The organism is Bacillus sp. F56 (assembly GCF_001748205.1).
Taxonomy (GTDB): Bacteria; Bacillota; Bacilli; order Bacillales; family Bacillaceae; genus Bacillus; species Bacillus stercoris.
Genome location: NZ_BDFC01000006.1, coordinates 157,782 through 184,736 on the forward strand (window position 1 = coordinate 157,782; position 26,955 = coordinate 184,736).

Annotated in this window: 32 protein-coding genes, 1 pseudogene and 1 riboswitch; of the genes and pseudogenes, 23 read left to right on the plus strand and 10 right to left on the minus strand. The window is 42.7% G+C overall.

The genetic code is table 11. The annotated features are described in order from the left end of the window. Positions 1 to 94 precede the first annotated feature (94 nt). From ypwA to exnP, 10 genes are all read left to right on the plus strand, one after another. Positions 95 to 1,600: a carboxypeptidase gene (gene ypwA / locus BFW96_RS09205; RefSeq protein ID WP_069839253.1), complete on the plus strand. Its 1,506-nt coding sequence runs from the start codon at positions 95 to 97 to the stop codon at positions 1,598 to 1,600. Positions 1,601 to 1,740: 140 nt separating this feature from the next. Next, positions 1,741 to 1,841, plus strand: a riboswitch (purine riboswitch). 90 nt (positions 1,842 to 1,931) lie between these two features. After that, positions 1,932 to 2,516 carry a xanthine phosphoribosyltransferase gene (gene xpt / locus BFW96_RS09210; protein WP_014664353.1) on the plus strand — a complete coding sequence of 195 codons (585 nt, stop codon included), beginning with the start codon at positions 1,932 to 1,934 and terminating at the stop codon, positions 2,514 to 2,516. Next, on the plus strand, positions 2,513 to 3,829 hold the full coding sequence (gene pbuX, locus BFW96_RS09215; RefSeq protein WP_014664352.1) for a xanthine permease PbuX: 1,317 nt from the start codon (positions 2,513 to 2,515) through the stop codon (positions 3,827 to 3,829). The genes xpt and pbuX overlap by 4 nt, the downstream gene beginning before the upstream one ends. Positions 3,830 to 3,901: 72 nt before the next feature. After that, complete coding sequence (gene bpsA / locus BFW96_RS09220) at positions 3,902 to 4,999, plus strand: type III polyketide synthase BpsA (RefSeq protein ID WP_069839254.1); 1,098 nt, start codon at positions 3,902 to 3,904, stop codon at positions 4,997 to 4,999. A 3-nt stretch (positions 5,000 to 5,002) separates the two neighbouring features. Then, entirely contained in the window at positions 5,003 to 5,509 is a 507-nt protein-coding gene (gene bpsB / locus BFW96_RS09225) for an alkylpyrone methyltransferase (protein ID WP_069839255.1), read from the plus strand. A gap of 70 nt (positions 5,510 to 5,579) precedes the next feature. Next, the gene (gene fbpC / locus BFW96_RS21010; RefSeq protein ID WP_100069434.1) at positions 5,580 to 5,669 is read left to right on the plus strand and encodes a Fur-regulated basic protein FbpC; all 90 of its coding nucleotides are present in this window, start codon (positions 5,580 to 5,582) and stop codon (positions 5,667 to 5,669) included. Positions 5,670 to 5,844: 175 nt separating this feature from the next. Continuing rightward, complete coding sequence (gene dynA / locus BFW96_RS09230; protein WP_069839256.1) at positions 5,845 to 9,426, plus strand: dynamin GTPase; 3,582 nt, start codon at positions 5,845 to 5,847, stop codon at positions 9,424 to 9,426. Between the two features lie 64 nt (positions 9,427 to 9,490). Next, the gene (locus tag BFW96_RS09235; RefSeq protein WP_014664348.1) at positions 9,491 to 9,748 is read left to right on the plus strand and encodes a YpbS family protein; all 258 of its coding nucleotides are present in this window, start codon (positions 9,491 to 9,493) and stop codon (positions 9,746 to 9,748) included. 74 nt (positions 9,749 to 9,822) lie between these two features. Beyond that, positions 9,823 to 9,969 carry a hypothetical protein gene (locus tag BFW96_RS09240; RefSeq protein WP_003230761.1) on the plus strand — a complete coding sequence of 49 codons (147 nt, stop codon included), beginning with the start codon at positions 9,823 to 9,825 and terminating at the stop codon, positions 9,967 to 9,969. A 99-nt stretch (positions 9,970 to 10,068) separates the two neighbouring features. Continuing rightward, positions 10,069 to 10,959 carry a 5'-3' exonuclease ExnP gene (gene exnP, locus BFW96_RS09250; protein WP_014664347.1) on the plus strand — a complete coding sequence of 297 codons (891 nt, stop codon included), beginning with the start codon at positions 10,069 to 10,071 and terminating at the stop codon, positions 10,957 to 10,959. A 7-nt stretch (positions 10,960 to 10,966) separates the two neighbouring features. Here exnP and sspL read toward each other — a convergent pair whose 3' ends face one another. From sspL to BFW96_RS09265, 3 genes are read right to left on the minus strand one after another with little or no spacing between them, the layout of a single operon-like run. Next, positions 10,967 to 11,095, minus strand: coding sequence for a small, acid-soluble spore protein L (sspL, locus tag BFW96_RS09255; protein ID WP_003218255.1), 129 nt, complete (start codon positions 11,093 to 11,095; stop codon positions 10,967 to 10,969). A gap of 41 nt (positions 11,096 to 11,136) precedes the next feature. After that, entirely contained in the window at positions 11,137 to 11,535 is a 399-nt protein-coding gene (locus tag BFW96_RS09260) for a reverse transcriptase-like protein (RefSeq protein ID WP_069839257.1), read from the minus strand. Then, positions 11,535 to 12,224, minus strand: coding sequence for a queuosine precursor transporter (locus tag BFW96_RS09265; protein ID WP_069839258.1), 690 nt, complete (start codon positions 12,222 to 12,224; stop codon positions 11,535 to 11,537). Before BFW96_RS09265 ends, BFW96_RS09260 begins: the two co-directional genes overlap by 1 nt. A gap of 82 nt (positions 12,225 to 12,306) precedes the next feature. On the opposite strand from BFW96_RS09265, the gene BFW96_RS09270 reads away from it, so the two are divergent. Together BFW96_RS09270 and BFW96_RS09275 are read left to right on the plus strand one after the other, a co-directional pair. Beyond that, entirely contained in the window at positions 12,307 to 12,987 is a 681-nt protein-coding gene (locus BFW96_RS09270; RefSeq protein ID WP_069839259.1) for a ribonuclease H family protein, read from the plus strand. Beyond that, positions 12,980 to 13,162 (plus strand): zinc-finger domain-containing protein, encoded by a 183-nt coding sequence (locus tag BFW96_RS09275; RefSeq protein WP_004397944.1) that lies wholly within the window; start codon positions 12,980 to 12,982, stop codon positions 13,160 to 13,162. Before BFW96_RS09270 ends, BFW96_RS09275 begins: the two co-directional genes overlap by 8 nt. Positions 13,163 to 13,189: 27 nt before the next feature. Here BFW96_RS09275 and BFW96_RS09280 read toward each other — a convergent pair whose 3' ends face one another. Beyond that, positions 13,190 to 13,459 (minus strand): DUF2564 family protein, encoded by a 270-nt coding sequence (locus BFW96_RS09280; protein WP_040082832.1) that lies wholly within the window; start codon positions 13,457 to 13,459, stop codon positions 13,190 to 13,192. Between the two features lie 155 nt (positions 13,460 to 13,614). Between BFW96_RS09280 and degR the strand changes: the two genes are divergently transcribed. After that, positions 13,615 to 13,797 (plus strand): transcriptional regulator DegR, encoded by a 183-nt coding sequence (gene degR / locus BFW96_RS09285; RefSeq protein ID WP_014664342.1) that lies wholly within the window; start codon positions 13,615 to 13,617, stop codon positions 13,795 to 13,797. A 51-nt stretch (positions 13,798 to 13,848) separates the two neighbouring features. Here the strand turns inward: degR and cspD are convergent, their stop codons facing one another. The 4 genes and pseudogenes from cspD to metA form a co-directional block, all read right to left on the minus strand. Further along, positions 13,849 to 14,049 carry a cold-shock protein CspD gene (cspD, locus tag BFW96_RS09290; protein ID WP_003153604.1) on the minus strand — a complete coding sequence of 67 codons (201 nt, stop codon included), beginning with the start codon at positions 14,047 to 14,049 and terminating at the stop codon, positions 13,849 to 13,851. Between the two features lie 15 nt (positions 14,050 to 14,064). Then, positions 14,065 to 14,210 (minus strand): annotated as a pseudogene (locus BFW96_RS21445) (hypothetical protein). An 81-nt stretch (positions 14,211 to 14,291) separates the two neighbouring features. Beyond that, positions 14,292 to 15,440, minus strand: a complete 1,149-nt coding sequence (locus BFW96_RS09295) for a diglucosyl diacylglycerol synthase (RefSeq protein WP_069839260.1) — start codon at positions 15,438 to 15,440, stop codon at positions 14,292 to 14,294. A 230-nt stretch (positions 15,441 to 15,670) separates the two neighbouring features. Further along, entirely contained in the window at positions 15,671 to 16,576 is a 906-nt protein-coding gene (gene metA / locus BFW96_RS09300) for a homoserine O-acetyltransferase MetA (RefSeq protein WP_069839261.1), read from the minus strand. Positions 16,577 to 16,903: 327 nt separating this feature from the next. Between metA and BFW96_RS09305 the strand changes: the two genes are divergently transcribed. From BFW96_RS09305 to BFW96_RS09350, 10 genes are all read left to right on the plus strand, one after another. Then, positions 16,904 to 17,386 (plus strand): glutathione peroxidase, encoded by a 483-nt coding sequence (locus BFW96_RS09305; protein ID WP_040082835.1) that lies wholly within the window; start codon positions 16,904 to 16,906, stop codon positions 17,384 to 17,386. Between the two features lie 13 nt (positions 17,387 to 17,399). After that, entirely contained in the window at positions 17,400 to 18,017 is a 618-nt protein-coding gene (hdhQ, locus tag BFW96_RS09310) for an Mn(2+)-dependent (deoxy)ribonucleoside pyrophosphohydrolase (protein ID WP_069839262.1), read from the plus strand. Between the two features lie 59 nt (positions 18,018 to 18,076). Then, positions 18,077 to 19,210 carry a conserved virulence factor C family protein gene (locus tag BFW96_RS09315; protein WP_069149754.1) on the plus strand — a complete coding sequence of 378 codons (1,134 nt, stop codon included), beginning with the start codon at positions 18,077 to 18,079 and terminating at the stop codon, positions 19,208 to 19,210. Positions 19,211 to 19,498: 288 nt separating this feature from the next. Then, complete coding sequence (ilvD, locus tag BFW96_RS09320) at positions 19,499 to 21,175, plus strand: dihydroxy-acid dehydratase (RefSeq protein ID WP_040082837.1); 1,677 nt, start codon at positions 19,499 to 19,501, stop codon at positions 21,173 to 21,175. Positions 21,176 to 21,282: 107 nt separating this feature from the next. Further along, positions 21,283 to 21,717 (plus strand): bacilliredoxin BrxA, encoded by a 435-nt coding sequence (gene brxA, locus BFW96_RS09325; protein WP_003230794.1) that lies wholly within the window; start codon positions 21,283 to 21,285, stop codon positions 21,715 to 21,717. A gap of 41 nt (positions 21,718 to 21,758) precedes the next feature. After that, positions 21,759 to 22,541 (plus strand): class I SAM-dependent methyltransferase, encoded by a 783-nt coding sequence (locus BFW96_RS09330; protein WP_069839263.1) that lies wholly within the window; start codon positions 21,759 to 21,761, stop codon positions 22,539 to 22,541. Between the two features lie 262 nt (positions 22,542 to 22,803). After that, entirely contained in the window at positions 22,804 to 23,415 is a 612-nt protein-coding gene (locus BFW96_RS09335) for a YpjP family protein (protein WP_009967559.1), read from the plus strand. A 17-nt stretch (positions 23,416 to 23,432) separates the two neighbouring features. Continuing rightward, positions 23,433 to 23,966 (plus strand): phosphatidylglycerophosphatase A family protein, encoded by a 534-nt coding sequence (locus BFW96_RS09340; RefSeq protein WP_040082840.1) that lies wholly within the window; start codon positions 23,433 to 23,435, stop codon positions 23,964 to 23,966. A 142-nt stretch (positions 23,967 to 24,108) separates the two neighbouring features. Continuing rightward, positions 24,109 to 24,615: a dihydrofolate reductase DfrA gene (gene dfrA / locus BFW96_RS09345; RefSeq protein WP_069839264.1), complete on the plus strand. Its 507-nt coding sequence runs from the start codon at positions 24,109 to 24,111 to the stop codon at positions 24,613 to 24,615. After that, positions 24,616 to 25,236: a lysophospholipid acyltransferase family protein gene (locus BFW96_RS09350; protein WP_069839265.1), complete on the plus strand. Its 621-nt coding sequence runs from the start codon at positions 24,616 to 24,618 to the stop codon at positions 25,234 to 25,236. A 32-nt stretch (positions 25,237 to 25,268) separates the two neighbouring features. Here the strand turns inward: BFW96_RS09350 and trhA are convergent, their stop codons facing one another. Further along, the gene (trhA, locus tag BFW96_RS09355) at positions 25,269 to 25,910 is read right to left on the minus strand and encodes a PAQR family membrane homeostasis protein TrhA (protein ID WP_014664329.1); all 642 of its coding nucleotides are present in this window, start codon (positions 25,908 to 25,910) and stop codon (positions 25,269 to 25,271) included. Positions 25,911 to 25,930: 20 nt separating this feature from the next. Continuing rightward, complete coding sequence (locus BFW96_RS09360; protein WP_069839266.1) at positions 25,931 to 26,926, minus strand: sigma 54-interacting transcriptional regulator; 996 nt, start codon at positions 26,924 to 26,926, stop codon at positions 25,931 to 25,933. Positions 26,927 to 26,955: the final 29 nt, after the last annotated feature.

Consider the following 26,955-nt stretch of genomic DNA (forward strand, 5'->3'; position numbering starts at 1 on the left):
AAACGTACCGGCAGCCTTTTATACAAACAATTTGACTTTCATTCCCCCTTCTATTAGCCTGTAATGGAACGGCTAGAATAGGGAGGGAATGGATATGGAGATACATACATATGAAAAGGAATTTTTTGATCTTTTAAAACGAATTTCACATTACAGCGAAGCAGTCGCGTTAATGCACTGGGACTCCAGAACTGGCGCGCCGAAAAACGGCTCAGAGGACCGGGCTGAAAGCATCGGCCAGCTTTCAACAGATATATTCAATATTCAGACATCCGATCGAATGAAAGAGCTAATCGATGCCTTGTATGAACGATTTGATGACTTGTCAGAAGATACGAAAAAAGCGGTTGAACTGGCGAAAAAAGAGTATGAAGAGAATAAGAAAATCCCTGAGGCTGAATATAAAGAATACGTGATTCTGTGTTCAAAGGCAGAAACAGCGTGGGAGGAAGCGAAGGGAAAATCTGATTTCAGCTTGTTTTCTCCTTATTTAGAACAGCTGATTGAATGTAATAAACGTTTTATTACGTACTGGGGATATCAAGAGCATCCTTATGATGCATTGCTTGATTTGTTTGAGCCCGGTGTTACGGTAAAGGTGCTTGATCAGCTGTTTACTGAGCTGAAGGAAGCGATTATCCCTCTTGTTAAACAGGTGACAGCTTCCGGAAATAAACCAGATACAAGCTTTATTACAAAAGCGTTCCCGAAAAAAAAGCAAAAAGAGCTCAGTCTGTATTTTTTACAGGAGCTTGGCTACGATTTTGATGGCGGAAGACTTGATGAAACCGTTCATCCGTTTGCAACTACGCTGAACCGGGGAGACGTTCGGGTCACGACGAGATATGATGAAAAAGATTTTCGGACGGCAATCTTTGGCACCATTCATGAGTGCGGGCACGCGATATACGAGCAAAATATTGATGAAGCACTGAGCGGAACGAACTTGTCAGACGGTGCATCAATGGGAATTCATGAATCTCAATCATTATTTTACGAGAATTTTATCGGCCGCAACAAGCATTTTTGGACACCGTACTATAAGAAAATTCAAGAGGCATCACCTGAACAGTTCAAGGACATCTCCCTGGATGATTTTGTCCGTGCAATCAATGAATCAAAACCTTCATTTATCAGGGTTGAAGCGGATGAATTGACGTATCCTCTTCATATCATCATCCGTTATGAAATTGAAAAAGCGATTTTCAGCAATGAAGTGTCTGTAGAAGAACTGCCATCGCTTTGGAATCAAAAATACCAAGATTATTTAGGGATTACACCGCAGACGGACGCAGAGGGGATTTTACAGGACGTCCATTGGGCAGGAGGAGATTTCGGTTACTTCCCATCCTATGCGCTCGGCTACATGTATGCGGCTCAGCTGAAACAAAAAATGCTTGAGGACCTACCTGAATTTGACGCTCTCTTAGAAAGAGGGGAATTTCATCCGATAAAGCAATGGCTGACGGAAAAGGTGCATATTCATGGAAAACGGAAAAAGCCGTTAGACATTATTAAAGATGCGACAGGAGAAGAACTGAACGTTCGCTATTTAATTGACTATTTATCAACCAAATATTCAAATCTCTATTTGGCATAATCAAAGCCTGGCGGCGCGGCCGCCAGGCTTTTTATGATCGGATTCCTTTTAAATACGAATGATATCTAAAATAAAGAAAATAAAGTTCGGAAATTTTCACTTTCAGCCTATGCAAGAGATTAGAATCTTGATATAATTTATTACAATATCATAGGAACACTCATATAATCGCGTGGATATGGCACGCAAGTTTCTACCGGGCACCGTAAATGTCCCGACTATGGGTGAGCAATGGAACCGCATATGTACGGTTTTTTGTTATATCAGCATTGCTTGCTCTTTATTTGAGCGGGCAATGCTTTTTTTATTCTCATAACGGAGGTAAGACTGGATGGAAGCACTGAAAAGGAAGATAGAGGAAGAAGGCGCCGTATTATCAAATCAAGTATTGAAAGTGGATTCTTTTTTGAATCACCAAATTGATCCGCTGCTTATGCAGAAAATTGGTGACGAATTTGCGACCAGGTTTGCACAAGACGGTATTACCAAAATTGTGACAATCGAATCATCAGGTATCGCTCCAGCTGTAATGACTGGCTTGAAGCTGGGTGTACCTGTTGTCTTCGCAAGAAAGCATCAATCATTAACACTTACTGACAACTTACTGACAGCGTCCGTTTATTCCTTTACGAAGCAAACAGAAAGCCAAATCGCAGTGTCTGGGACCCACCTGTCGGATCAGGACCATGTGCTGATTATCGATGATTTTTTGGCAAATGGACAGGCAGCACACGGGCTCGCGTCAATTGTGAAGCAAGCGGGTGCTTCTATTGCAGGAATTGGCATTGTGATTGAAAAGTCATTTCAGCCGGGAAGAGATGAACTTGTAAAACTGGGCTACCGAGTGGAATCTTTGGCAAGAATTCGGTCTTTAGAAGAAGGGAAAGTGTCCTTCGTACAGGAGGTTCATTCATGAAAAATGGATTCGGAAAAACGCTGTCATTAGGGATTCAGCATGTTCTTGCCATGTATGCCGGTGCCATTGTCGTTCCTCTGATTGTCGGAAAAGCAATGGGACTGACTGTCGAACAGCTGACCTACTTAGTATCGATTGATATTTTTATGTGCGGTGTGGCTACACTTCTGCAAGTATGGAGCAACCGCTTTTTCGGGATCGGACTTCCGGTAGTGCTTGGCTGTACATTTACAGCGGTATCGCCGATGATTGCGATTGGATCTGAATACGGGGTTTCGACGGTTTACGGAAGCATTATTGCTTCAGGCATTCTAGTCATACTTATTTCATTTTTCTTTGGAAAGCTCGTCTCGTTTTTTCCGCCGGTTGTGACAGGCTCTGTTGTTACGATTATCGGTATTACTTTGATGCCGGTTGCCATGAATAACATGGCCGGCGGAGAAGGAAGTGCAGATTTCGGAGATCTCTCCAACCTTGCACTTGCTTTTATCGTTTTGAGTATCATTGTGCTTCTATACCGTTTTACAAAAGGCTTTATCAAGTCCGTCTCGATTTTGATCGGTATTTTGATTGGGACCTTCATCGCTTATTTTATGGGGAAAGTTCAATTTGATAATGTGTCGGATGCGGCAGTTGTACAAATGATTCAGCCATTTTACTTCGGAGCGCCGTCTTTTCATGCAGCGCCTATCATTACGATGTCCATCGTTGCAATTGTCAGTCTTGTGGAGTCTACGGGTGTTTACTTCGCCTTAGGTGACCTGACAAACCGCCGTTTGACAGAGAGAGATTTGTCTAAAGGCTATCGCGCTGAGGGGCTGGCTGTGCTTCTGGGCGGTATTTTTAACGCTTTTCCTTACACGGCATTCTCTCAAAATGTCGGGCTTGTTCAGCTCACAGGAATCAAAAAAAATGCTGTCATTGTGGTCACAGGTGTGATCTTAATGGCATTCGGGCTGTTTCCAAAGATCGCTGCTTTCACGACGATTATTCCATCTGCCGTTTTGGGCGGTGCAATGGTGGCGATGTTTGGAATGGTGATCGCTTACGGAATTAAAATGCTTAGCCGCATTGAATTTGCGAAACAGGAAAATCTGCTGATTGTTGCCTGCTCAGTGGGTTTGGGACTCGGTGTGACCGTTGTGCCGGATATTTTCAAACAGCTTCCGAGTGCACTTACGCTTCTTACAACGAATGGCATTGTGGCGGGCAGCTTCACTGCAGTTGTCCTGAATATTGTATATAACGTATTTTCTAAAGCCAAAAAAACAGAACAAGAAGCTGACCTTACGGAACAAAAAACAGCAGTCTAACTCCGCCGCGGCGGAGTTTTTTTGCATATAAAAAAGATCGTTGCGGCACAATGTATGCAAAGAGGTGATTGCATGGCGTTTATTTTATCCATTGGAACAAGTCTTCCTGTATATGATGTAAATCAAGAGAAAGCGGCTGAGTTCGCCCGCTATATGTTTCAGCATTCCTTTAAGGATATTGACCGGCTGTTATCCTCCTTTAAAAACGGGCAAATCCATTCGAGACAGTTTGTTAAGCCGATTGAATGGTATAAAGAGGAGCACAGCTTTGAAGAAAAAAATCAAATATACATAGAAGAAACACTTAAGCACAGCAGGGAGGCTGTTCGTGAGTGCCTCTCTCACCCTGAATTTGTTCAAGAAGCCATACCTTATGAGAAAGTGGAAGCGGTTTTTTTCGTCTCCAGCACAGGTCTTTCCACACCGAGTATCGAGGCGCGGCTTATGAATGAACTTCCGTTTTCTCCATATACGAAGCGGATTCCGATTTGGGGCTTAGGCTGTGCAGGAGGGGCCAGCGGGCTTGCGCGCGCAGCCGAATACTGCAAAGCGTATCCGGAGGCTTTTGTGCTTGTCATTGCTGCTGAGATGTGCAGCCTGACATTTCAGCCGGAAGATAAAACGAAAAGCAATCTGATCGGCACCTCGCTATTTGGTGACGGCGTTGCCGCAGCGTTATTATGCGGAGAGAAGGCAGACCGCAGGGTGTCAAAACTGAAGCTTGCCCCGAAGATAACAGACTCCCAATCTGTTTTGATGAAACAATCAGAAGATGTCATGGGCTGGGACTTTACCGATCAAGGATTCAAAGTCATTTTCTCACGAGACATACCAACTTTGGTAGAAAATTGGCTCAAAACAAATGTACAGATTTTTTTGGACAAACATCAGCTGTCATTCTGTGATATCAGTGTTTTTTTGGCGCATCCAGGCGGAAAAAAAGTGATCGACGCATACATTAAAAGTCTTGGACTGTCGTCAGAAAAGCTTTCATCAGCGCAAAGCATATTGCGAAAGCACGGAAATATGTCTTCAGCCACAATCTTGTATGTGGTCAAAGACCATCTGCAGAACGGACATAAAAAGGAAGCTGAACGGGGACTGATTGGCGCATTAGGGCCGGGTTTCTCATCAGAACTGCTATTATTCAGCTGGGAAAAGGGGGCTTGACTTATGTTTTGGTTGTTGATCGCCATTCTCATTGTTCAAAGAGCAGCAGAAATGGCAGTGGCCAGACAAAATGAACAAAAGGTAAAGAAGCAAGGAGCAATTGAATTTGGCGAGAGCCACTATCCGTATATCATTACGATGCATATCCTTTTCTTTATGTCTTTAATTGCTGAAGTGCTGCTAATGAATAAACAGCCGTCAAGCTGGTGGATCGGTATCGCCGCAGTTATTTTAAGTGTACAGGCAGTGCGATATTGGGCGCTCTGTTCCTTGGGAGCATATTGGAATACGAAAATCCTTGTCGTTCCAGGTGCAGAGCTTGTAAAAAAAGGTCCTTATAAATGGATGAAACATCCAAACTATGCTGTTGTTATACTTGAAATTTTGCTGATTCCGCTGCTTTATCAAGCGTATGTCACCATGTGTCTGTTTTCCATTTTAAATGCCGTGTTGTTAACCGTCAGAATTCGCGCAGAAGACAAGGCATTACAGGAATACAGTGTAAAATAGCGATTGAAAATCATTCTCACTCATGTTAAAATGAATATGAAAAAGATTCTCAATCAGGATGGTGAATCAAATGACAATGCTGTTTTTGCTCGGAGCGGTTTGTACATATAGTGTTTTGATTGGTTTTGTATTAAAAGGAATCTCTAATAAATCTGTTTGATGAATCTGGAACTTGTAAAAGTTGCAGATTTTCTTTTATAGAGGCTGCCGTAATGGCGGCTTTTTTCTATTCTCCTAAAGAAATTTGGTTTATTCTTGTGTAAAATGAAAAGGGAATGAATTCAGACCTTTCGAAAAAGGTTCACAATTGAAACGGCACAAAGGGGTACAGGCTTATGACAGAACATAACAGAAACGAGCTTTTGCACAAAACTGGGGAACTTTATCAGCAATTTATTGAGAATCAAGATGGACAAAGGGCTGCTAAACTGGCTGCGGTCATGAAAAAAGCGGCAGATGAAGAGGTTTATATCGCGTTTACGGGGCATTATTCAGCGGGGAAATCATCACTGCTGAACTGCCTGTTAATGGAGAATATTTTGCCGACAAGCCCGATCCCAACGAGCGCTAACCTTGTTGTGATCAGAAACGGGGAAAAGCGAGTTCGGCTTCATACAACAGACGGAGCGTGTGCTGAGCTGGAAGGGGCTTACCAGAAAGACAAGGTACAGCAATATTGCAAAGACGGTGAACAGATTGAAAGCGTCGAAATTTTTGACAGGTATACTGAGATCGATTCCGGAGTTGCGTATATTGATACTCCAGGGATCGATTCAACGGATGATGCTCATTTTCTATCGGCTGCTTCTATTCTTCACCAGGCGGATGCGCTGTTTTACGTTGTTCACTATAATCACGTACACGCTGAGGAAAATGTAAAGTTTCTCAGATCAATTAAAGAAAACATTCCGAATGTGTATTTTATCGTTAATCAAATTGACCGCCATGACGAGACGGAGACAAACTTTGGAGACTATAAAAAACAGGTAGAGGAGATGCTTTGCAATGAAGGGATTTCAAAGGAAGCGCTCTATTTTACGTCAGTAACAGAACCGGATCACCCGTTTAATCAGATTGGGGCTTTGAGACAAGAGTTAAAAAGAATAGAAAAGCAATCAAAAAACAATTTGCAGGCTTTAACCGAACAAAAGATCCATAATCTGCTGAAGGAACATACGGAAATGCTGAAGAAAGACGAAACAGACGGCCCGAATTTCGCTGAACAGCTTCACATCCAAACTGGACTGGTCCAATCGCTGCGTGATCAATTGGATGAGGCTGCAAATCAAGCGGCTGAGGCAGAGAAGAGGATGCAGGAAGAAATCAATCGTATTTTAAAAAACGCCAACCTGACGCCTTTTGAAATGCGTGAATTGGCGGCTGCATTTTTAGAGTCACAAAAGCCTTCTTTTAAAACCGGCTTTTTCTTTTCTAAAGCGAAAACTGCACAAGAAAGAGATAAAAGGCGGAATGTTTTTTTCTCTGATGTGACCAAACGAACAGAGGCCGAAGCGGATTGGCACATAATAGACACGCTCCATAAACTTGCCAAAGTATTTGATGTCCATAACGTTGAAAGTGAAAAGCTGATTCAGTCCTATCGCACTCCGCTTGATATAAGCATCATTGAACGCGCGGTCAAGCAAGGTGCAGCCTTTTCTTCTGAATATGTATTGCAATATACAAAAGACTTGGCAGAGCTGGTCCGGAAAGAGGCGAAAAGAGAGGCCGCAGACATCATAAAGGTACTCTCCGCTATGGTGAAAGAGCGTGTTTCCAAAGATGTGCAAACGATTAACGACCGGATCGCCCACGAATCAGAAAAACTTGTCCTTCTTCAAGAACAGGCTCGTTTAGAGAATCATGCCCGCGAGAAAATCAATCGCCTGTGGGCCGTTTGGGAAGAAGAGTCCGAATGCCCGATGCATATAGACACAGAATGGTTTAAATTGAAGAAAAAAAGAGTGGCGGCTCCAGAACAGAAACAAGGCCGAGGCCAGCTGGCGGAGCAGCAGATGCCGAATCCAGAAATCAATATAGAACAAGAACTGCCGCTTCAAGACCAAATCAAACGCTTTTACACTTTGTCTGATGTTTTAGGCGAAAGCAGCATGTTGTCAAAGCATATTTCAGCGTTTCGTGAAAGGGTTAAACGGCTTGAGGAACGGAAATTTACACTTGCTCTTTTTGGAGGCTTCAGTTCGGGGAAATCATCTTTTGCCAATGCGCTTGTTGGCGAAAGAGTGCTGCCATCCTCACCAACGCCAACCACAGCAACAATTAACAAAATTACAAAGCCAATCAATGGCAGCCTAAACAAAACAGCGGATGTAGTATTTAAGACGGAGGATGACATAACGGCTGAAATTTTGCAGCTCACCGGAATATCAAAAGAACCGGCAGGCCGTTCCTTCGCAGAGAAGTGGGAAAAGGCAGTCAAAAAAAACAGGCTGCAAGAAGAGCACGTGAAATTGATCAGAAATTTCGTGCTTGCATACGAGAGGTATCAGCAGTATATAGAGGAACAGAAGATATTAACGATTCCGCTGTCTGAATTAAAGCCGTATGTAGCAGAGGAAACAACGGCCTGTGCTGTGAAAGAGGTAACGGTCTACTATACATGCCCGCTCACTGAAAAAGGAATTACGATTGTTGATACACCCGGCGCGAGCAGCATGAATAAACGGCATACAGAGCTGGCATTCCAATATATCAAAGATGCGGATGCATTTTTTTATATGACCTATTATCAACACTCCTTTTCAAAAGGAGATCGTTCATTTTTACGGAAGCTCGGACTTGTGAAAGAATCGCTCAGCATGGATAAAATGTTTTTCGTTATTAATGCCGCAGACCTTGCAAAAGATAAAACAGAGCTTGAAACAGTGACCGATTATGTCAGCGCGGAGCTTGTAAAAGAAGGGGTTTATGAGCCGCAGCTCTTTACCGTTTCAAGTAAGGAGGAGCTGCTGGGAAAACCGGAATCATTTTATAACCAGTTCCCGAAAGTAAGAAAACACTTAGATCGGTTTATCGAAGTGGACGTAAAAAAAGCGTCCGCTGCACAGCTCAGTTTGGAAGCAGACAAACTATGCGAAACTGTTTTCCAGCTTCACAAATCCCAGCATCAGTCCATAGAAGAGAAGGAAGCGCAGAAACAGCGTCTCATGCTGTCATTTGAGCAGGCAGTTGCCGATATCGAGAAACGGCGGAACTCAGAAACCATCATTGAGAAAGTGAAAAAAGATACAAGAGAGCAGCTTTATCACATTACACAGCGATTATCGTATTTTGCAAATGATTTATTAAAATCGGCATTTCATCCCGGGCTGCAAAACGGGGATTGGAAGAAGAATGTGAGTAAGGCGATGACAACAGCCTTGCATGAATACCAGTTTGAATATATTCAGGAAATCAAAACGCTTGATGTTCGCATGAGCGGTTTCATCGAACGGCATATCACAGAAGAATGGCTGGATAACTTTCAAAAAACATTAAACGCAGACGGTTATTTTTCCATTTATGCGGGTGATCAGCATTTGAGCGGCATACAGCTGAAGGAAGTTGAACCAGAAATGGAAGAACGTGTTTTTGAAAAGGAACTAAAAGAGGTCAAATCACCGAAGCAGTTTTTTGAGCAAAAAGGAAAATCGGCCTTTATCGAAGCTGTACGGTTGAAACTTACGAAAATCACAGAGGCATGGATAAAAAATGAAGAAGAGAGCCTGATCTCTCATTACACAGCTCACCTCAGACGCTTACAGGAAGATATGGCTGAAAAGGCAATCGCGCAAATAACGGATCAAAAAGAGACGTATTTCAGAGGATATGCAGAAGGAGAACATGCGAAAGAGATTGAAATGGCGTACCAAGCGTGCATCTCCTGGAAAAGTTCAGACAATGCAATAAAAATGTAAAATTCAGTTGGCTTGTATGTCAAGTCATGATAGACTAAATAGAAAAAAGCGAGATGAACGATTAATGTCAGAGGTACATAAAGCAATTTCAGCACATTCATCAAAACAGCACGAGCATATCAAAGCATTTATGCGTCTTGAAAATATGCGTGAAATGGCCATTGAAGAAGCTGTTGCGAAATGCAAAAACGATGAGCCTTTTACTACAGACGCTATTAATGACATCACCGAGCAAATGAATCAGCTCGCTAAAAAAGGCATCGTCCCGACAAGACGGCTTGTATCAAAAGAAATGGTCAGAGAATACGTAAGCCGAGTGTAAGCTGGATGATCCTGCCGCGATTGAATCTCCTGCCGGATGCATATACTATGGACATCCGACGTAAGGGGGGATTCATGTTGGGCAGAACAAAGCTGGGAAACAGAAATGCACAGGCGAATAACAATGCCAAAAAGAAAAACGGATTTCAAACCCATTTTGACTCTTACGCAGGACGCGAAGCTGAGAAGCTGATCGCCAGCAACAAAAGACACAACGACTGATGATACCCAAACAGTATCTCTTTATTAGAGAGATACTGTTTTTTATTTTGGGCCGCTTTATGCTAAAATAGAAGGAATGAAAGAAAAGGGAGTTATCAGATGAATAATAATAAACTATTGCTGGTTGACGGCATGGCTCTTTTATTTCGGGCTTTTTTTGCCACGGCCGTACATCGCAACTTTATGATAAATGACAGCGGGGTGCCGACGAACGGCGTCAACGGCTTTTTAAAGCATTTGATTACAGCCGTGGAAACATTCCAGCCGACACACGTCGTCTGCTGCTGGGACATGGGGAGCAAAACGTATCGTAATGACTTGTTTCAAGATTATAAGGCTAACCGCAGCGCACCGCCTGTGGAACTGATCCCGCAGTTTGATTTGGCAAAGGAAGCAGCCGCTGAGCTTGGGATCATGAATATTGGCTTTGCCGGTTATGAAGCAGATGATTGTATTGGAACTCTTGCCGATTTATTTGCAAATGAAGCAGACATTACGGTCGTAACAGGGGACAGAGACTTACTCCAGCTGCTAACGGATAAAGTAAGCGTTGCTCTGCTTCAAAAAGGAATCGGAAATTATAAAGTCTATACAAAAGAGACTTTTTATGAAGAAACAGGGGTAATGCCGAAAGCTTTGATTGATATTAAAGCGCTTATGGGTGATTCCAGTGATAACTATCCCGGCGTCAAAGGGATTGGAGAAAAAACAGCCTACAAACTGATTCGTGAATATGAAACGATTGACCGTTTATTGGAAAATCTTTCTCTTCTTCCAAAGGGACAGCAGGGAAAAATTCAGCAAGGTTTAAGTGATTTGGAGATGTCGAGGAAGCTTGCGGAAATTCATTGCTCTGTGCCGCTGGTCTGCACACTGAAAGACGCTTTATTTACTTTGCAAATGGAGCAGGCGGCTCAAATGCTTCGCCGCCACCAAATTAAAGGAATTGAGCGCATGCTTGAAAAGCTGAACGCTAGAGAGATCGTATAGATCTTCTCTAGCGTTTTGTATTGCTTTTTTTTGCCCTTTCCTCAAGCTCTGTTTTAGGGTCATTATGTGTATTGCCTTCCAGGTCGCCTTGCGGAGTAACGCCGCCAGTCAGCCGGCCTTTATCTTTCTTTTTCATGTTAGTTCACCTCGCCATTAGGATGAACCAATGACTAAGATTTAATTCTTTTCATTCAGCCGAATTGCTTCTTTTGCCAGGAGATCGGCTTTTTGGTTTTGCTTGCCCGGTATCCATTTGATGAAAAAAAGAGGGAAGGCTGCTTTTAAGCGGGTGATTTCCTCTACAAACGGCTGAAACGTTTTATTTTTAACCATTTCAAGTTCAGCGGTGCGCTCCACAATATCTGAATCCGTTCGAAAGGAAACCGATTGATACCCGCGCGTTGCGCATAGCTTCATCCCTTCAATTAATGCAAGAAATTCCGCTTCCTGGTTTGTATGCACTCCGATTGGAATAGAGAAAGATTCTGCTTTCCCCTCATGTTTGATAAAAATGCCGATACCGGAAGGCCCGGGATTACCAGCGCTTGCGCCGTCTACATATATTTCTGTAGGCATTATGAACTCCTTTCATCACTAGGTATCATTTTTTTGGCTGCATAAGCATAAGGCAATGAAATTAAAGATACCGCAAACTTAATCAAATATGTAGAAATAAAAATATGAAGCCAAACGTCTGCGGGATAAATGCCGAAAAAAGCGACAGCAGTGAATATGAATGTATCAAACAACTGGCTGACTGCTGTACTGCCGCCGTTTCTGAGCCATAAAAGCCGATCAGAAGGAAATATCCTTCTGATTGCCGAATATACATAAACATCCAGCGTTTGGCTGAAGATAAAGGCAAGCAGACTTCCTAACGCAACTCGCGGAAGGAATCCAAAAATCGTTTCCAGCGCTGTTTGTGATATGTCGCTGGAAGCCGGTTCGAAAAGCAGCACGCCCTGCATGACAAATGTCAGCGTCAGGAGCGTTGAGAATCCGAGCCATACCGCTTTTCTGGCTTCAGCCGGTCCGTATTTTTCATTCAGTACATCTGTCGCAAAAAAGATTGTGCCATACATCACATTCCCGAGTGTCGCTGTTAAGCCAAACAGTTCCACTGTTTTGACGACTTGGAGGTTGGCGCAGACTGTCGCAAAACCGATCCAAACAAACAGTCCCATTTTGCCAAATCCTTTATAAAATAAAAGAACAATGATAAAATGAATGATCGCAAAAAAGATCCAAAACGAATTATTAAACAAGATGAAAAAGCTTCCTTTCCGGGGTAAGATTGGTTTGATTATAGCATAAGCCCGGCAACTAATGAATGGTAAGGTGATCGTAATGAAGCTCAGACCGCATTTAAAAATAGAAGCAAAAGGAACGGGATCCGTCTCATTTTTCAGCGAAGACTGGCTGACAGCACAGCAGGCACGTATGCTCGCCAGAGAGCTTGGACGTTTTCCATACATGAAAGAGCTAGAGTTCGAAGACGAGAAAGGCGGCAGATGGACGCTGAAGGAATTGGAAAAGCTGACCGAGGAGCTTGCTCAAGAGCCTGATAACATCACTGTTTATTTTGATGGCAGTTTCGATAAGGAGAGCGAACTTGCGGGTCTAGGGATTGTCATCTATTATTCGTTGGGAGGAGTCCGGCATCGTTTGAGAAAAAATAAAAGCTTCCGGCTGAAAACCAATAATGAAGCTGAATACGCGGCACTTTATGAAGCAATAAGAGAAGTAAGAGAGCTTGGGGCAAGCAGAAATTCAATTACGATCAAAGGGGACTCGCTTGTTGTACTGAATCAGCTTGACGGCAGCTGGCCTTGCTATGATCCATCTCATAATGAATGGCTGGACAAAATAGAAGCACTCCTTGAATCACTGAAGCTTACTCCAACCTACGAAACGATACAGCGGAAAGACAACCAGGAAGCTGACGGCCTCGCTAAAAAAATTCTATCCCATCAATTCGTAGAAAGCCACACGAAATTAGACCGTAACGGAGATGACGATATTGGATAAGAAAATGATCTTTAAAGAACTGACAGAACTGCACGATGAATATTGCAAAGACTGTTTTATTAAGAAGCAATTTCGCAAAGAATTTGGCAAAACTTATGCACATTCTTTTTGTATCAATAAATGTACGGTTGGTGAAAAATTGAAAGCATACGGAGATGTCTTAACCAATCACTAAAAATAAAAACCGCAGAAGCTGCGGTTTTTATTCTTTGAATTCATCGAGCTGATGCTCGCTGTCATCCAGCAGCTGCTGTTGCTGCTTTACAAATTCAGGATCGTCGAGAGCTGCCAGCTCTTCAGAGTGTGACAGTTCTCTAGCATCCTCAATGGCTTGGTATGCTGAGTCGACTAATGTTTTGCTTTGGCCTCTCGTCGCGGCTCCTGTTGTTTTCTGCGCTGTTTCCACTGCTAGTTCCAGCTGCCGCTTATCCGTAAAGCCAGTCTGATCCTCATTATGGAATTTTGAAGTCAACAAAAACACCTCCACAATTATTTTGCAGAGTTTTTTTGAAATTTATGTACCAAAATAGAAAATAAAATAAAAATAAGCCGATATAACTATTGAACCAGAAATAATAGGACTGTTTTACTATTTGAGGTATCTTGATAGAGAAGGGGAACGCAGCTATGGATGATAAAGATTTGAAGTCGATCCTTCACAAAACATTTATAGAAATATACAGTGATTTAGAAGAACTGGCGGATATCGCGAAAAAAGGAAAACCGTCAATGGAAAAGTATGTTGAAGAGATTGAACAGAGGTGCAAACAAAACATTTTGGCGATTGAAATCCAGATGAAAATCAAATAGGAGAGGCGAATGCCTCTCCTCTATTTGTCATCTCATCATCATGTATTGAGTTTAGAGTTTTACAACATTAGAAGCTTGAGGTCCACGATTACCTTCGACAATTTCAAAAGAAACTTCTTGTCCTTCTTCTAATGATTTGTATCCTTCTCCTTCGATAGCTGTGAAGTGAACAAATACATCGTCTCCGCCTTCAACTTCAATGAAGCCGAATCCTTTTTCGTTGTTGAACCATTTTACTTTACCGTTTTGCATATTGCTTAATTCCTCCTAGTACTGTAGCACCCATGTGCTAAAAAAAATTTTGTCATCATTTAACTTTATTCATTGTTAAATGATGGTTCAACTATACACCATCTGGGAGCACCCGTCAAGTTGCGAATCGGCTTATTTTTGAAAAGGAAGGCGAGTTTCATGAAAAAAATGTAACCGCTTTTATTAATGGCTGAATATAAATAAAAAGAGCACACGGTTTTCGTATGCTCTCAAGTACGCCATTAAGATAGCGCTTTGGTTTTTTGTTTGGCTATCATCATTTCTGATTCTTTCAGGATATCCTCTAAAATGACTTCAGAGGAGTTTGCTAAATGAAGGCCCTTAATGTTTTTCTTCATGCGCTGCAAGGTATCTTCATCTGCAAGAAGGGAAGTGACTGACTCGAGAATCTCCTCATGTCGGTTCACGACGATGGCAGCTCCGCGGTCTTCAAAGAAGTTTGCATTTTCTTTTTCCTGGCCAGGCACAGGTTTGTACAGAATGACAGGCACACCGATGGCAGTTGCTTCAGTCAAAGTTATGCCGCCTGGTTTAGTAATCATGCAATCTGTGATCCGGAATAGCTCATCAATGCGCTCCACATAGCCCAGAACTTTTAATTTGTCACCGTTTTCCGCCTCAAGCGGACTCAAAGATTCTTTTAAAGCCGTATTTTTCCCGCACACGACAACCACTTGCACTTGCTCATCTTTGACAAGGTTTTCGCACAGCTCTTTTACGTTCTTTAATACACCGTGGGCACCTGCCATGATCAGAAGCACTTTTTTGTCTGGCGAAAGATTGTACTTTTTATATATCGGTCCAACCGGCATGGATTCTTCAAATTGCGGCCTGATTGGAATTCCTGTGATTTTTACGTTGCTTGGATGAGTGCCGATCTCCAGCAGTTTTTCCTTCACGTAATCTGTCGCCACATAATATTTATCCACGTTCTCGTGAACCCAAATTTTATGAAGGCAAAAATCAGTCATAACATTGAAGGTAGGAATGACTCTTCCTGTTCGGCGTCTGTACTCCGGCACGACAATCATCGGAAATGTATTAATAATAATATCGGGCTGATGTTCATCAACAAGTTCGCCCAATCTTTTATTACCCATTTTAAAGTAAATATTGAATTTACGTTTATTATAGATTTTGTCAACTCCGTAATAAAACAAACGATAAAACTGTTTCCCGATTGAGAAGCTTTTTAAATAAAGGTATTGAGTTACCTCTGAAACAATCGGATTTGACTCTTGGTACAAATTAGAAACTGTTACATGCTGAAAGCCGAGCCTTACACATTGTTCATAAAGTGTTTTGGCTACCTGCACATGTCCATTTCCGTAATTTGCAGTCAAAATTAATACTCTTTTATTGGTATTCAAGTAAATTCACCTCAATGTAATCAACAACAAGCAAGCTTCATGCATCGTAAGGAGTTATTGTCTATACATAAACATAACACAAATACATAATCGAATTATTAATGCAGTGAAAAAGTTAAGCTAATTTTAAATGATTTGGATTCCAGTATTTTAAATTTTTGTTATAGGCAGACTGAATCAGATGTATTTTATCATATTTTTTGCTCAGCGTATCACTAAAATAAGAAAAATTAGTCCCATTCATAAGGAGTTTCTTGGTAAACGTAATAATTCAGCCAGTTCATAAACAATAATGTGGCATGCGCTTTCCAGCGATTCACTGGCTCTTTGCTGCCTTTTGCAAAATAATGTTTAGGCGCCTCGACAGTAGAAAGGTTTCGTTCCAAATCTCTTTCATACTCTTGAAGAAGCGTATTTGTATCATATTCAGGGTGCCCTGTCAAAAAGACTTGTTTTTCGTCTTTAGACACAATTAAGCAAACCCCGGCTTCCTTTGATGCGGTAAGAATGTTTAACTCGGACACTGCTTGAAGCTGTTCCATATTTATATCTGTATGCCGGGAATGCGGCACGTAGTATAGCTCGTCAAAACCTCTTACCAATCTTTCGTGTTTTGAAAGAACGGTATGCTCGAACACACCGAAGATTTTTTTCGGCATTTGAATTTTTTCCACACCATAATGGTAATACAAACCTGCTTGAGCGCCCCAGCAAATATGCATGGTTGAAGTAACATTTGTTTTGCTCCACTCCATGATTTCCTTGAGCTCTTCCCAATATGAAACCTCTTCAAACGCCAAATGCTCGATCGGCGCACCGGTGATAATCATTCCGTCAAACTTCTTGTGACGGATATTGGAAAAAGTCGTGTAAAATTCGTCAAGGTGTTCTCTTGCAGTGTTTTTCGGCGTGTGTGTGCTTGGGATTAAAAATGTGAAATGAACCTGTAAAGGCGAATTTCCAAGCAATCTGAGAAGCTGAGTCTCTGTTTGGATTTTTTTCGGCATCAAATTTAAGATAATAATTTTTTGCGGCCGGATATCCTGATGAAATGCTCTGCTTTCATCCATTACAAATATATGTTCACTTTCAAGCACCTGTTTTGCCGGCAGGTGTGTTGGTATATTAATAGGCAACGTGCCACCTCCATTATTTCCCCGTTTAATTTTCTTCATTATAGGAATTTTCACGCCAATTTTCAATCTATCTATACGTGTTGAGGGGGAAACAACAGAAAACTCTTTATATAAAACGCACTGACACATCTTTTGGTTTCACAGAAAATGATTTTCCATGAGGTCGGAGGGAATTGAAATGTTTTATAGAATGATAAGATAAAAACGAACCCTAGGAATTGAAAATAAACGACTGCTCATGTCGTCAAGTTTCTTAATTGATGTTTACATTTTGAATTGAAATTTAAAAAAGATAAAATATTCACCAGGGACATAGGAGGGAATTACATGTCTATATATCATATGAAAGTACGTACAATAACAGGGAAAGACATGACACTTCAGCCTTTCACGGGAAAGGTACTGATGATCGTGAATACTGCAAGCAGGTGCGGTTTTACTCCCCAATTGAAGCAGCTGCAGGAATTATATGATACATATCAGCAGGAGGGGCTTGAGATCTTAGGGTTTCCCTGCAATCAATTTATGAACCAAGAGCCTGGAGAAGAGGCTGACATACAGGAATTTTGTGAAACAAATTACGGTGTTACGTTTCCCATGTTTTCAAAAGTGGATGTAAACGGAAAAAACGCCCATCCGCTGTTTGTGTATTTGACAGAGCATGCAAAAGGAATGCTGGGAACTAAGGCAATTAAGTGGAACTTCACGAAATTTATAGTGGATAGAAATGGAGAAATCGTTGGCCGTTATTCACCAAATACAAATCCGAAAGAGCTGGAAGATGCTATCGTGAAGCTATTAGGGCAATGAAGAGGGTGTTTTTGTGAAGAAATTGAAGCAGGCAGAGCAAATCAGGACATGGGTTCAATCTATCCTGACTGGCGAAAGCTCTGGACATGATTATCATCATGTATCAAGAGTTGCAGATCTTGCTGAGTATATTGGAGAAAAGGAAAAAGCGGATTTGTTCATTGTTGAAACGGCAGCTTTGGTTCATGATTTAATTGATGTGAAGCTGCCTGACACGGTCAGGCTTTCTGTGAGCGAAGTGTATGATCAGCTCGTTTTTTTCGGGGTAGGAAAAGAGGATGCTGACAGAGTGATTCATATTATAACAAGGATATCCTTTCGGGACAGGGGGAAATTGGCGAAGGAGCCGCTCTCAATTGAAGGAAAAGCTGTACAGGATGCTGACAGACTTGATGCGATTGGTGCTGTCGGCATTGCGAGAGCTTTCATGTTTGCGGGCGCAAAAGGGTATGGCCTTTATGGAGATGATCAAAGCGCCTACGCTCATTTTTTTCATAAGCTGCTGCGGCTGAAAGATATGATGAATACAGACACTGCACGGGAACTGGCAGAAGAAAGACACGATTTTATGCTTCAGTTTGTCCGCCAATTAGAAAAAGACATACCCGGGATTGATGCCAAAACATCGTAATAGAAGGCTTGGAACGACTGTGATAGAATAAGTCACAGATATGCTATAGGAGGACGATCATGAAGATAAAATCAATTGAACCTACACCAAGCCCGAATACAATGAAAGTCATCTTAACGGAAGAGCTTCCGGCGGGCAAAAGCAATAACTATAAACCTGAGCAAGCAGAAGGCGCACCGCCCGTTATAGCGGAAATCCTTAAAATAGATGGAGTTAAAGGGGTATATCACGTCGCAGATTTTCTAGCTGTTGAACGGAATGCAAGATACGACTGGAAAGACATTTTACCGCAAGTCCGCACTGCATTTGGGATGGAAAGTGCTGAAAGCGCAGAAGAAAACCGCTCTGAACAAGAATCTTTTGGAGAGGTAAAAGTTTTTGTGCAGATGTTCAGCGGCATTCCTATGCAAGTTAAATTGACGGATGGGGAGCGGGAAGAGCGCTTCGGCTTACCTGAGCGCTTTCAGCAGGCGATCTTAAAACTCAGATCTGAGGCTTCAAATGTTGTATTTGAACGGGCCTGGAAAGAACAAGGTGTCAGATTCGGCGACTTTAATGAAATCGGCCATGACGTGACAGAAGAGCTTCAGGCGGCATACAGTGATGAACGGCTGAAACGACTGACAGAAGCAGCCGCTCAAGGAAAGAGCGAAGCAAAACAAGCAGTACAGCGCAAAGCGTATAAAGTAACGCTCGACATGCTTGATGATGAGGACTGGAAAAAGCGTTATGCGCATCTGGAACAGATGGATCCAAAAGAAGAGGATATCCCGGTTTTACAGAAGGCATTGGATGATCCAAAGGTGTCTATCAGAAGACAGGCTGTTGTGTACTTAGGAATGATTGAAACACCTGATGTTCTTCCTCTATTGTATAAAGCACTTGAGGACAAAGCGGTCTCAGTCAGAAGAACGGCCGGAGACTGCCTGTCTGATATCGGCGATCCTCAAGCCATTCCTGCTATGATCAAGTCGTTAAGTGACTCCAGCAAGCTTGTTCGTTGGCGTGCGGCTATGTTCCTGTACGAAGTCGGCGATGAAAGTGCAATTGAAGCTTTGCGCGCTGCCGAAGATGATCCCGAATTTGAGGTCAGCCTTCAAGTGAAAATGGCGCTTGAGCGTATTGAACATGGAGAAGAAGCAAAAGGGTCTGTTTGGAAACAAATGACAGAGAGCAGAAAAAAAGGTGAATAGAGGTGAAAAAGGTGCAGATCATGCACCTTTTTTATGTGAATTCACTTTTTATAAAAATTATTTCGAATATTGTTGAAAAATATTCGAAAACTATTTATAGTAAGTAACAATATTAATAGTTGGAGGGTTCAAATCGACAGAAAGCTATATAAATATAAAAACACAAAAGAACAAACCAAGGCGAGGGCGGCCTGAAATTATCTTTTTCGCAAAAACAGTCCATAAATAAACTGAAAATTGTTAAAATAAAATCCAATCTAACAATTGAAAGAATTTAGGGGGATCACCATGGCAGAATTACGCAGTAACATGATCACACAAGGAATCGATAGAGCTCCGCACCGCAGTTTGCTTCGTGCAGCTGGTGTAAAAGAAGAGGATTTCGGCAAGCCGTTTATCGCGGTGTGTAATTCATACATTGATATCGTTCCCGGTCATGTTCACTTGCAGGAATTTGGAAAAATTGTGAAAGAAGCAATCAGGGAAGCAGGAGGCGTGCCATTTGAATTTAATACCATTGGAGTAGATGATGGCATCGCGATGGGGCATATTGGTATGAGATATTCGCTGCCAAGCCGTGAAATCATCGCTGACTCTGTGGAAACGGTTGTATCCGCACACTGGTTTGACGGAATGGTCTGTATTCCGAACTGCGACAAAATCACGCCGGGAATGCTTATGGCGGCAATGCGCATCAACATTCCGACGATTTTTGTCAGCGGCGGGCCGATGGCAGCAGGAAGAACAAGTGACGGACGAAAAATCTCCCTTTCCTCAGTATTCGAAGGGGTAGGCGCCTACCAAGCAGGAAAAATCAATGAAAACGAGCTTCAAGAACTAGAGCAGTTCGGATGCCCAACGTGCGGGTCTTGCTCAGGCATGTTTACGGCGAACTCAATGAACTGTCTGTCAGAAGCACTTGGTCTTGCTTTGCCGGGTAATGGAACCATTCTGGCGACATCTCCGGAACGCAAAGAGTTTGTGAGAAAATCGGCTGCGCAATTAATGGAAACGATTCGCAAAGATATCAAACCGCGTGATATCGTTACTGTAAAAGCGATTGATAACGCGTTTGCACTCGATATGGCGCTCGGAGGTTCTACAAATACCGTTCTTCATACGCTTGCTCTTGCAAACGAAGCCGGCGTTGAATACTCTTTAGAACGCATTAACGAAGTCGCTGAGCGCGTGCCGCACTTGGCCAAGCTGGCGCCTGCTTCGGATGTGTTTATTGAAGATCTTCATGAAGCGGGCGGCGTGTCAGCGGCTCTGAATGAGCTTTCCAAGAAAGAAGGAGCGCTTCATTTAGATGCGCTGACTGTTACAGGAAAAACTCTTGGAGAAACCATTGCGGGACATGAAATAAAGGATTATGACGTTATTCATCCATTGGATCAGCCATTTACTGAAAAGGGCGGTCTTGCTGTTTTATTTGGTAATCTGGCTCCGGACGGCGCAATCATTAAAACGGGCGGCGTACAGAATGGGATTACAAGACACGAAGGGCCGGCTGTCGTATTCGATTCTCAGGACGAGGCACTTGACGGCATTATCAACCGAAAAGTAAAAGAAGGCGACGTTGTCATCATCAGATACGAAGGGCCAAAAGGGGGACCTGGCATGCCGGAAATGCTGGCGCCAACATCTCAAATCGTTGGAATGGGACTCGGACCAAAAGTGGCATTGATTACGGACGGACGTTTTTCCGGAGCCTCCCGTGGGCTCTCCATCGGTCACGTATCCCCTGAGGCCGCTGAGGGCGGACCGCTTGCCTTTGTTGAAAATGGAGACCATATTATCGTTGATATTGAAAAACGCATCTTGGATGTACAAGTGCCAGAAGAAGAGTGGGAAAAACGGAAAGCAAACTGGAAAGGTTTTGAACCAAAAGTGAAAACCGGCTACCTGGCACGTTATTCTAAGCTTGTGACAAGTGCCAACACTGGCGGTATCATGAAAATCTAACAGGTGAGGACACTTACTTCTGTATTTTAAGGCGTGAACATTTGAAATCCGGCCCTCTCTATAGTATCCTTTACTTCAGATGAAGGATACTAGAGGGGGCTTTTTTTATGTCAATGGCTTATGAAGAATACATGCGTCAGCTTGTCGTACCGATGCGACGCGAGCTCACTGGAGCAGGTTTTGAAGAGTTAACAACAGCGGAAGAAGTAGAAAACTTTATGGAAAAGGCAGAGGGCACAACTCTTGTAGTCGTTAACTCTGTATGCGGCTGCGCCGCAGGCCTTGCACGTCCTGCAGCAACACAGGCAGTTCTCCAGAATGACAAAACGCCTGACAATACGGTGACTGTATTTGCGGGCCAAGATAAAGAAGCTACTGCAAAAATGCGTGAGTATTTTACTGGCCAAGAGCCTTCTTCACCGTCAATGGCTCTTTTGAAAGGCAAAGAAGTTGTACATTTTATTCCGCGTCATGAAATTGAAGGACACGACATGGAAGAAATTATGAAAAATCTGACTGCTGCCTTTGATGCACACTGCTAAGTGCCCGTTTTCCGGGCATTTTCTTTTTGGGAGTACAGAAGATGATAACAACAAGCTATAGACCGTCTGAACACACCATAAAAACTGCAAAGCAGCTATCTAAAGAGCTAAATATGCCATACTGCGGCCGAAATAAACAAACGGTTGAAAACCTGCTGAAGTCAGCTGAACGTGATTTGCTTGTGGTCGGCAAAGAGCGATTTGAGCTATTTACGAAACAAGGTGCCAAATTCTTTTTTCATCCGAATACCGCGATGTTCAGAGCCAAACGCTTCTTACGCGGTGAGCAAGAGCCGATGCTTCGGGCTGCCGGTTTATCGGAAGGGGATACGTTTTTAGATTGCACACTCGGGCTGGGGTCAGATGCCATTATCGCAAGTATGGCGGTAGGCGAAACGGGGTCTGTGGTTGGGGTGGAAAAAAACCATCTTGTATCCGTTTTAGTGAGAATGGGGCTGCATTCATGGGAAACAGGTATAGAAGAGCTTCAAGCAGCGATGAGAAGAATCCAGGTAAAGAATGGTGATTGCTTAGAATACATCAAGCAGCTTCCTGACGGCTCTGTTGATGTGGTTTACTTCGATCCAATGTTTCATGAACCTGTAGAGACCTCTGACGGTATTGCGCCTTTACGCGATTTGGCTGAGGATTCCGTTTTGCACGAAGAGTGTATCAAGGAAGCGGTACGCATTGCCAGAAAAAGTGTTGTGCTAAAAGACCACTGGAAAAGCCCGCGGTTTGAACAGTTTGGTTTTCATGTCATAAAAAGAAAAACAGCACTGTTCCATTATGGTGTCATTCAGGCAAGTAAAGAAATCCCGTGATTCATACCACGGGATTTTCTGTTAATCGGTGACTTCCATGACGACAAAGTATAACAATGTTAAGAGTGAAACTGTGGCAAACAGAGCGTCAATCATATGCGGAAAGCCTCCTTTCACAGAATATTGTAAGCGTTTTTACACAAAGTGCATAGCAACGAATCTCCTAATTTGTGTATCAGTTTCATATAGTACATGACTTGAATGTTTTGGATGTGCTAAAATAAGAGAAACATGACAATAAAATAGAGAGGAATAAGCAGTCATGAAATTGTGGATGAGAAAGACCCTTGTGGTTTTATTTACCATTGTGACGTTCGGGCTCGTATCTCCTCCGGCTGCTCTTATGGCGGACAAGCCTTCCGGACAGCCGAGCAGTCTTGAGCAGAATGATTACACCGCTTTTTATGATGAGCATGACCTGTACGATGATGAGTCGGATGACAGGCGAGATCCTGAACTGCTTTTTCAATCGTACAAGGAACAGCTCCTTGACAGCGCTGAGGATCAGTCCTTTTTAAAATTCGGCAGCAGAATCGCTCCGGTCATTGAAGATGATTATCGGAAAGAGATCCTGCCAAAAATCGAAAATGTGATTAGTGATTATTTAGCGACATTGCAAGATGATGAGGCGTATCAAGATGTTGTGATCTCAAGCATGCCTTCAGCAGGCAAAACGGAAAAAATATTCAACGTTTACAATCGGACAACTGGAGAAGATCTTCTCAGATTCCATGTGCGCAGAGACCATCCGCCTCATGACGGCTACTGGTTTAATTTTCATTATCATACAGCAGAAGATGGATTTCAATCACATCATGAGCTTGGGAGCATTTACTGGGACCGCAACACGCCTCCCAACTGGATGAGTGCCTAAAGGAGATGCCATTAGACATGAAAAAGTACACAATGAATGAAATGGTCAATATAACAAAAGATATGCTGAATAAACGGGGCGTTATGATAGAAGATATTGCACGCATTGTTCAAAAACTTCAGGAAAAATACAATCCCAACCTGCCGCTCAGTGTTTGCATGGAGAATGTAGAAAAAGTCCTGAACAAACGTGAAATTATTCATGCTGTTTTGACAGGACTTGCACTCGATCAGCTTGCAGAACAGAAGCTTCTCCCCGAACCGCTGCAGCATCTTGTTGAAACAGATGAACCGCTTTACGGCATAGATGAAATCATCCCGCTTTCAATCGTTAATGTGTATGGGTCGATCGGCTTGACCAATTTCGGTTATTTGGATAAAGAGAAGATTGGTATTATTAAGGAACTTGATGAAAGTCCAGACGGTATTCACACCTTTTTGGATGATATTGTGGCAGCTCTTGCTGCAGCAGCGGCGAGCAGAATTGCGCATACGCATCAGGATCTGCAAGATGAAGAAAAAGAACAGGATGAAAAGCCTGTCGTCAGCTGACTATAAAAAAATCATTTCTGGGTTCAGAAATGATTTTTTATTGTGTTACACTACAAGAAGACTACTTTTAAAGGATGAAAAAAATGAAACAGTATAAGGATTTATGCAGACATGTTTTAGAGCAAAAAGGGGCGGTCAGCGTATGATTTCATTCATTTTTGCGATGGATGCCAACAGGCTTATCGGCAAAGACAATGATTTGCCGTGGCATTTGCCCAATGATCTTGCATACTTTAAGAAAGTAACATCGGGCCATTCAATCATTATGGGCCGGAAAACATTTGAATCGATCGGACGTCCGCTTCCAAATCGGAAAAATATTGTCGTCACATCAGCGCCGGCTTCAGAATTTCCGGGATGCACGGTTGTCAGTTCGTTACAGGATGTACTGGATATTTGTTCAGGCTCTGAAGAATGCTTTGTGATCGGAGGGGCTCAGCTCTATACGGACCTGTTCCCTTATGCGGACAGACTGTATATGACGAAAATTCATCACGAGTTTGAAGGTGACCGTCACTTTCCTGAATTTAATGAAGGCGATTGGGAACTGGTTTCTTCTGAGCAGGGGATCAAGGACGAAAAAAACCCGTATGATTACGAATTTCTCGTGTATGAAAAAAAGAATTCTTCTAAAGCGGGAGGATTTTAATTGGTTCGCTACAGCTTTCTAATGGTTTATATTGTGTATATGCTGTTGAAAAATATGAAACAATTATTTAATCAAACAATGCTCGACCCTCGTCTGTCATATAAAAAACAGATGACTCTTGTGTACGAACAGCCAAAGGCATTTTTGGAAGGCTGTATTGGCATCTCCGGTTCAGTTGTGACAATCCATCAGCCAGAGCCAATCCCACAAGGTCCTGTTTTGTATGTGCACTCTCGTTTGCGCTTGGCTGAACTGGCCTTAATTGCTGGATATATTGAGGAACCGGCCGGCTTTATCGCCAACCCAAAAGTGTTCCGCTTGCCTTTTATCGGGCAATGGCTGGATCGGATGGATGTGATTTCAGACGGTCATTCAGAGAAGGTATATGAAAATGTGACAAAACAGCTGGAAAAGGGGCAAAGCTTGATTCTTTCACTAGATGGTTCTATTGATCCTGTAGAACTTGCAGCCCGCTATCAACTTCCGTTAGTGATGGTGGAAACGAAAGGAACAGAGCACCTGCAAAAGGGGTCGCTTTTTAAACGCTTAAAACCAGCCGACATTGAATTGTCATTTTCAAAAGCTTATATACCTGCCAATGAAAAACAATTACGTGCATAAAAAAGCGCAGTCGTTAAGACTGCGCTTTTTTGTTACGAAAGGAACGGTACCTTTACACAATAGAAAAGCACGCAGAAAAACATAGCAGCGCTCCCGCCCAATACGAAGCTGTGCCAAATGGCGTGATGGAAGGGAATCTTTTTCCAAATGTAAAAGATGGTTCCGACAGAGTATAGAATGCCGCCGAGAAAAAGAAGGCTGAATCCCGCTCCGCTCAGCGAAGCATATAAAGGTTTAACCGCAATAATCATCAGCCAGCCCATGATCAAGTACACTATGGTTGACAGTAGGATAAAGCGTTTCACGAAGAAAATTTTAAAGACAATTCCACCCAGGGCAAGTGACCATACGATAACCAGCAGGGTAAAGCCGAGTGTGCCTTTCAGCGGTCCGAGTAAAAAAGGCGTGTAGGTTCCTGCGATGAGTACGTAAATCGCGCTATGATCGATAATCTCCAAAATGTCCTTCGTCTTTTTATGTGTGATGCTGTGAAGCAGTGTAGAGCTCAAATATAACAGCAGCATAGAGACACCGAAAATCGTAAAGCTGACAATATCCCAGGCAGACCCGTAATTAGCCGCGAATATGATTAAAAACACTAAAGCAGGGATGGATAAGAGTACACCAATGCCGTGTGTAATGGCATTGGCGATCTCTTCTTTCATTGTAAACAAGTGCATTCTCCTTTCGATCGCTAAATCATTTGATTTTTTAACGTCTCTATAAAGCGCAAGCCCTCAAAGGTAATTTTTGTGCCGGCGCGTCCGCGGCTTTTGGTGACATAGTCCTTTTTCTCCAAATAGTCGAGACGGCTTCTGACCTGCTGTGGCGTTAACGAGGTTTGGGTATTTTTGCTGTGTTCAGAAATGATCCGTCTGCTGGCAGGTTCTCCTTTTTCATTCAATACTTTTATTGTTTCCAAAATAAACAAAAACTCAGCTTTTTCCATTAAAGTCAGCAGCTTTGCTTTTTTCTTCGACGTTTTTCCGTCTATCTCGCCTCTAATATACGGCGGCAGGTCATGTGGATGAATCGTTCCCCCGCTTGATACTGCCGCCATATAATCTGCCGCGTTTTTTAATTCCCTGACATTGCCTTCAAATGTATGCTGCTCAAGCACCGGAAAAACAGAGGGGTCGATTAACAATTGCTGCCCGGAATTTGAGAGGAAATATTGTGTTAAAAGCGGTATATCGCTTTTTCGTTCAGATAATTCGGGCAGTGTGAGCGTTAAAATGTTCAGCCTGTAAAATAAGTCTTGCCTGAAGGAATGTTCCACGGATCCGTCTGCAGAAGCACAGATCATTCGCGGCTTCTCCATGTCTGAATCAAACGCTTTTAACAGCTGAGCTTGTACAGAAGCCGGCATGCGCCATACTTCATCAAGAAAAAGGGTTCCTCGTGCCGTTTTGTGAAAAGCACCTGAGTTTCCGTTAGGACCAAAAAGCTCATGCATAAGGCTTTCTTCAGAATGCGTGCTGCAATTGACGCTTATAAACGGTTCATTGCTTCTCGAAGATTCTAAGTGTATGGCATGTGCGAAATGATTTTTGCCTGTTCCGATTTTTCCTGTTATTAAGACAGGAAGCTCCGATAATGAGAACTGCTTGGCGATTCGCTTTGCTTCCAGGAAAGTTTGATGTTCTCCGATTAGTTGTTGAAAGGTATTGAGTTTTGGTGCGCTATTCATCAATTGGCTCCTTTTGGTTCTAATTGGTT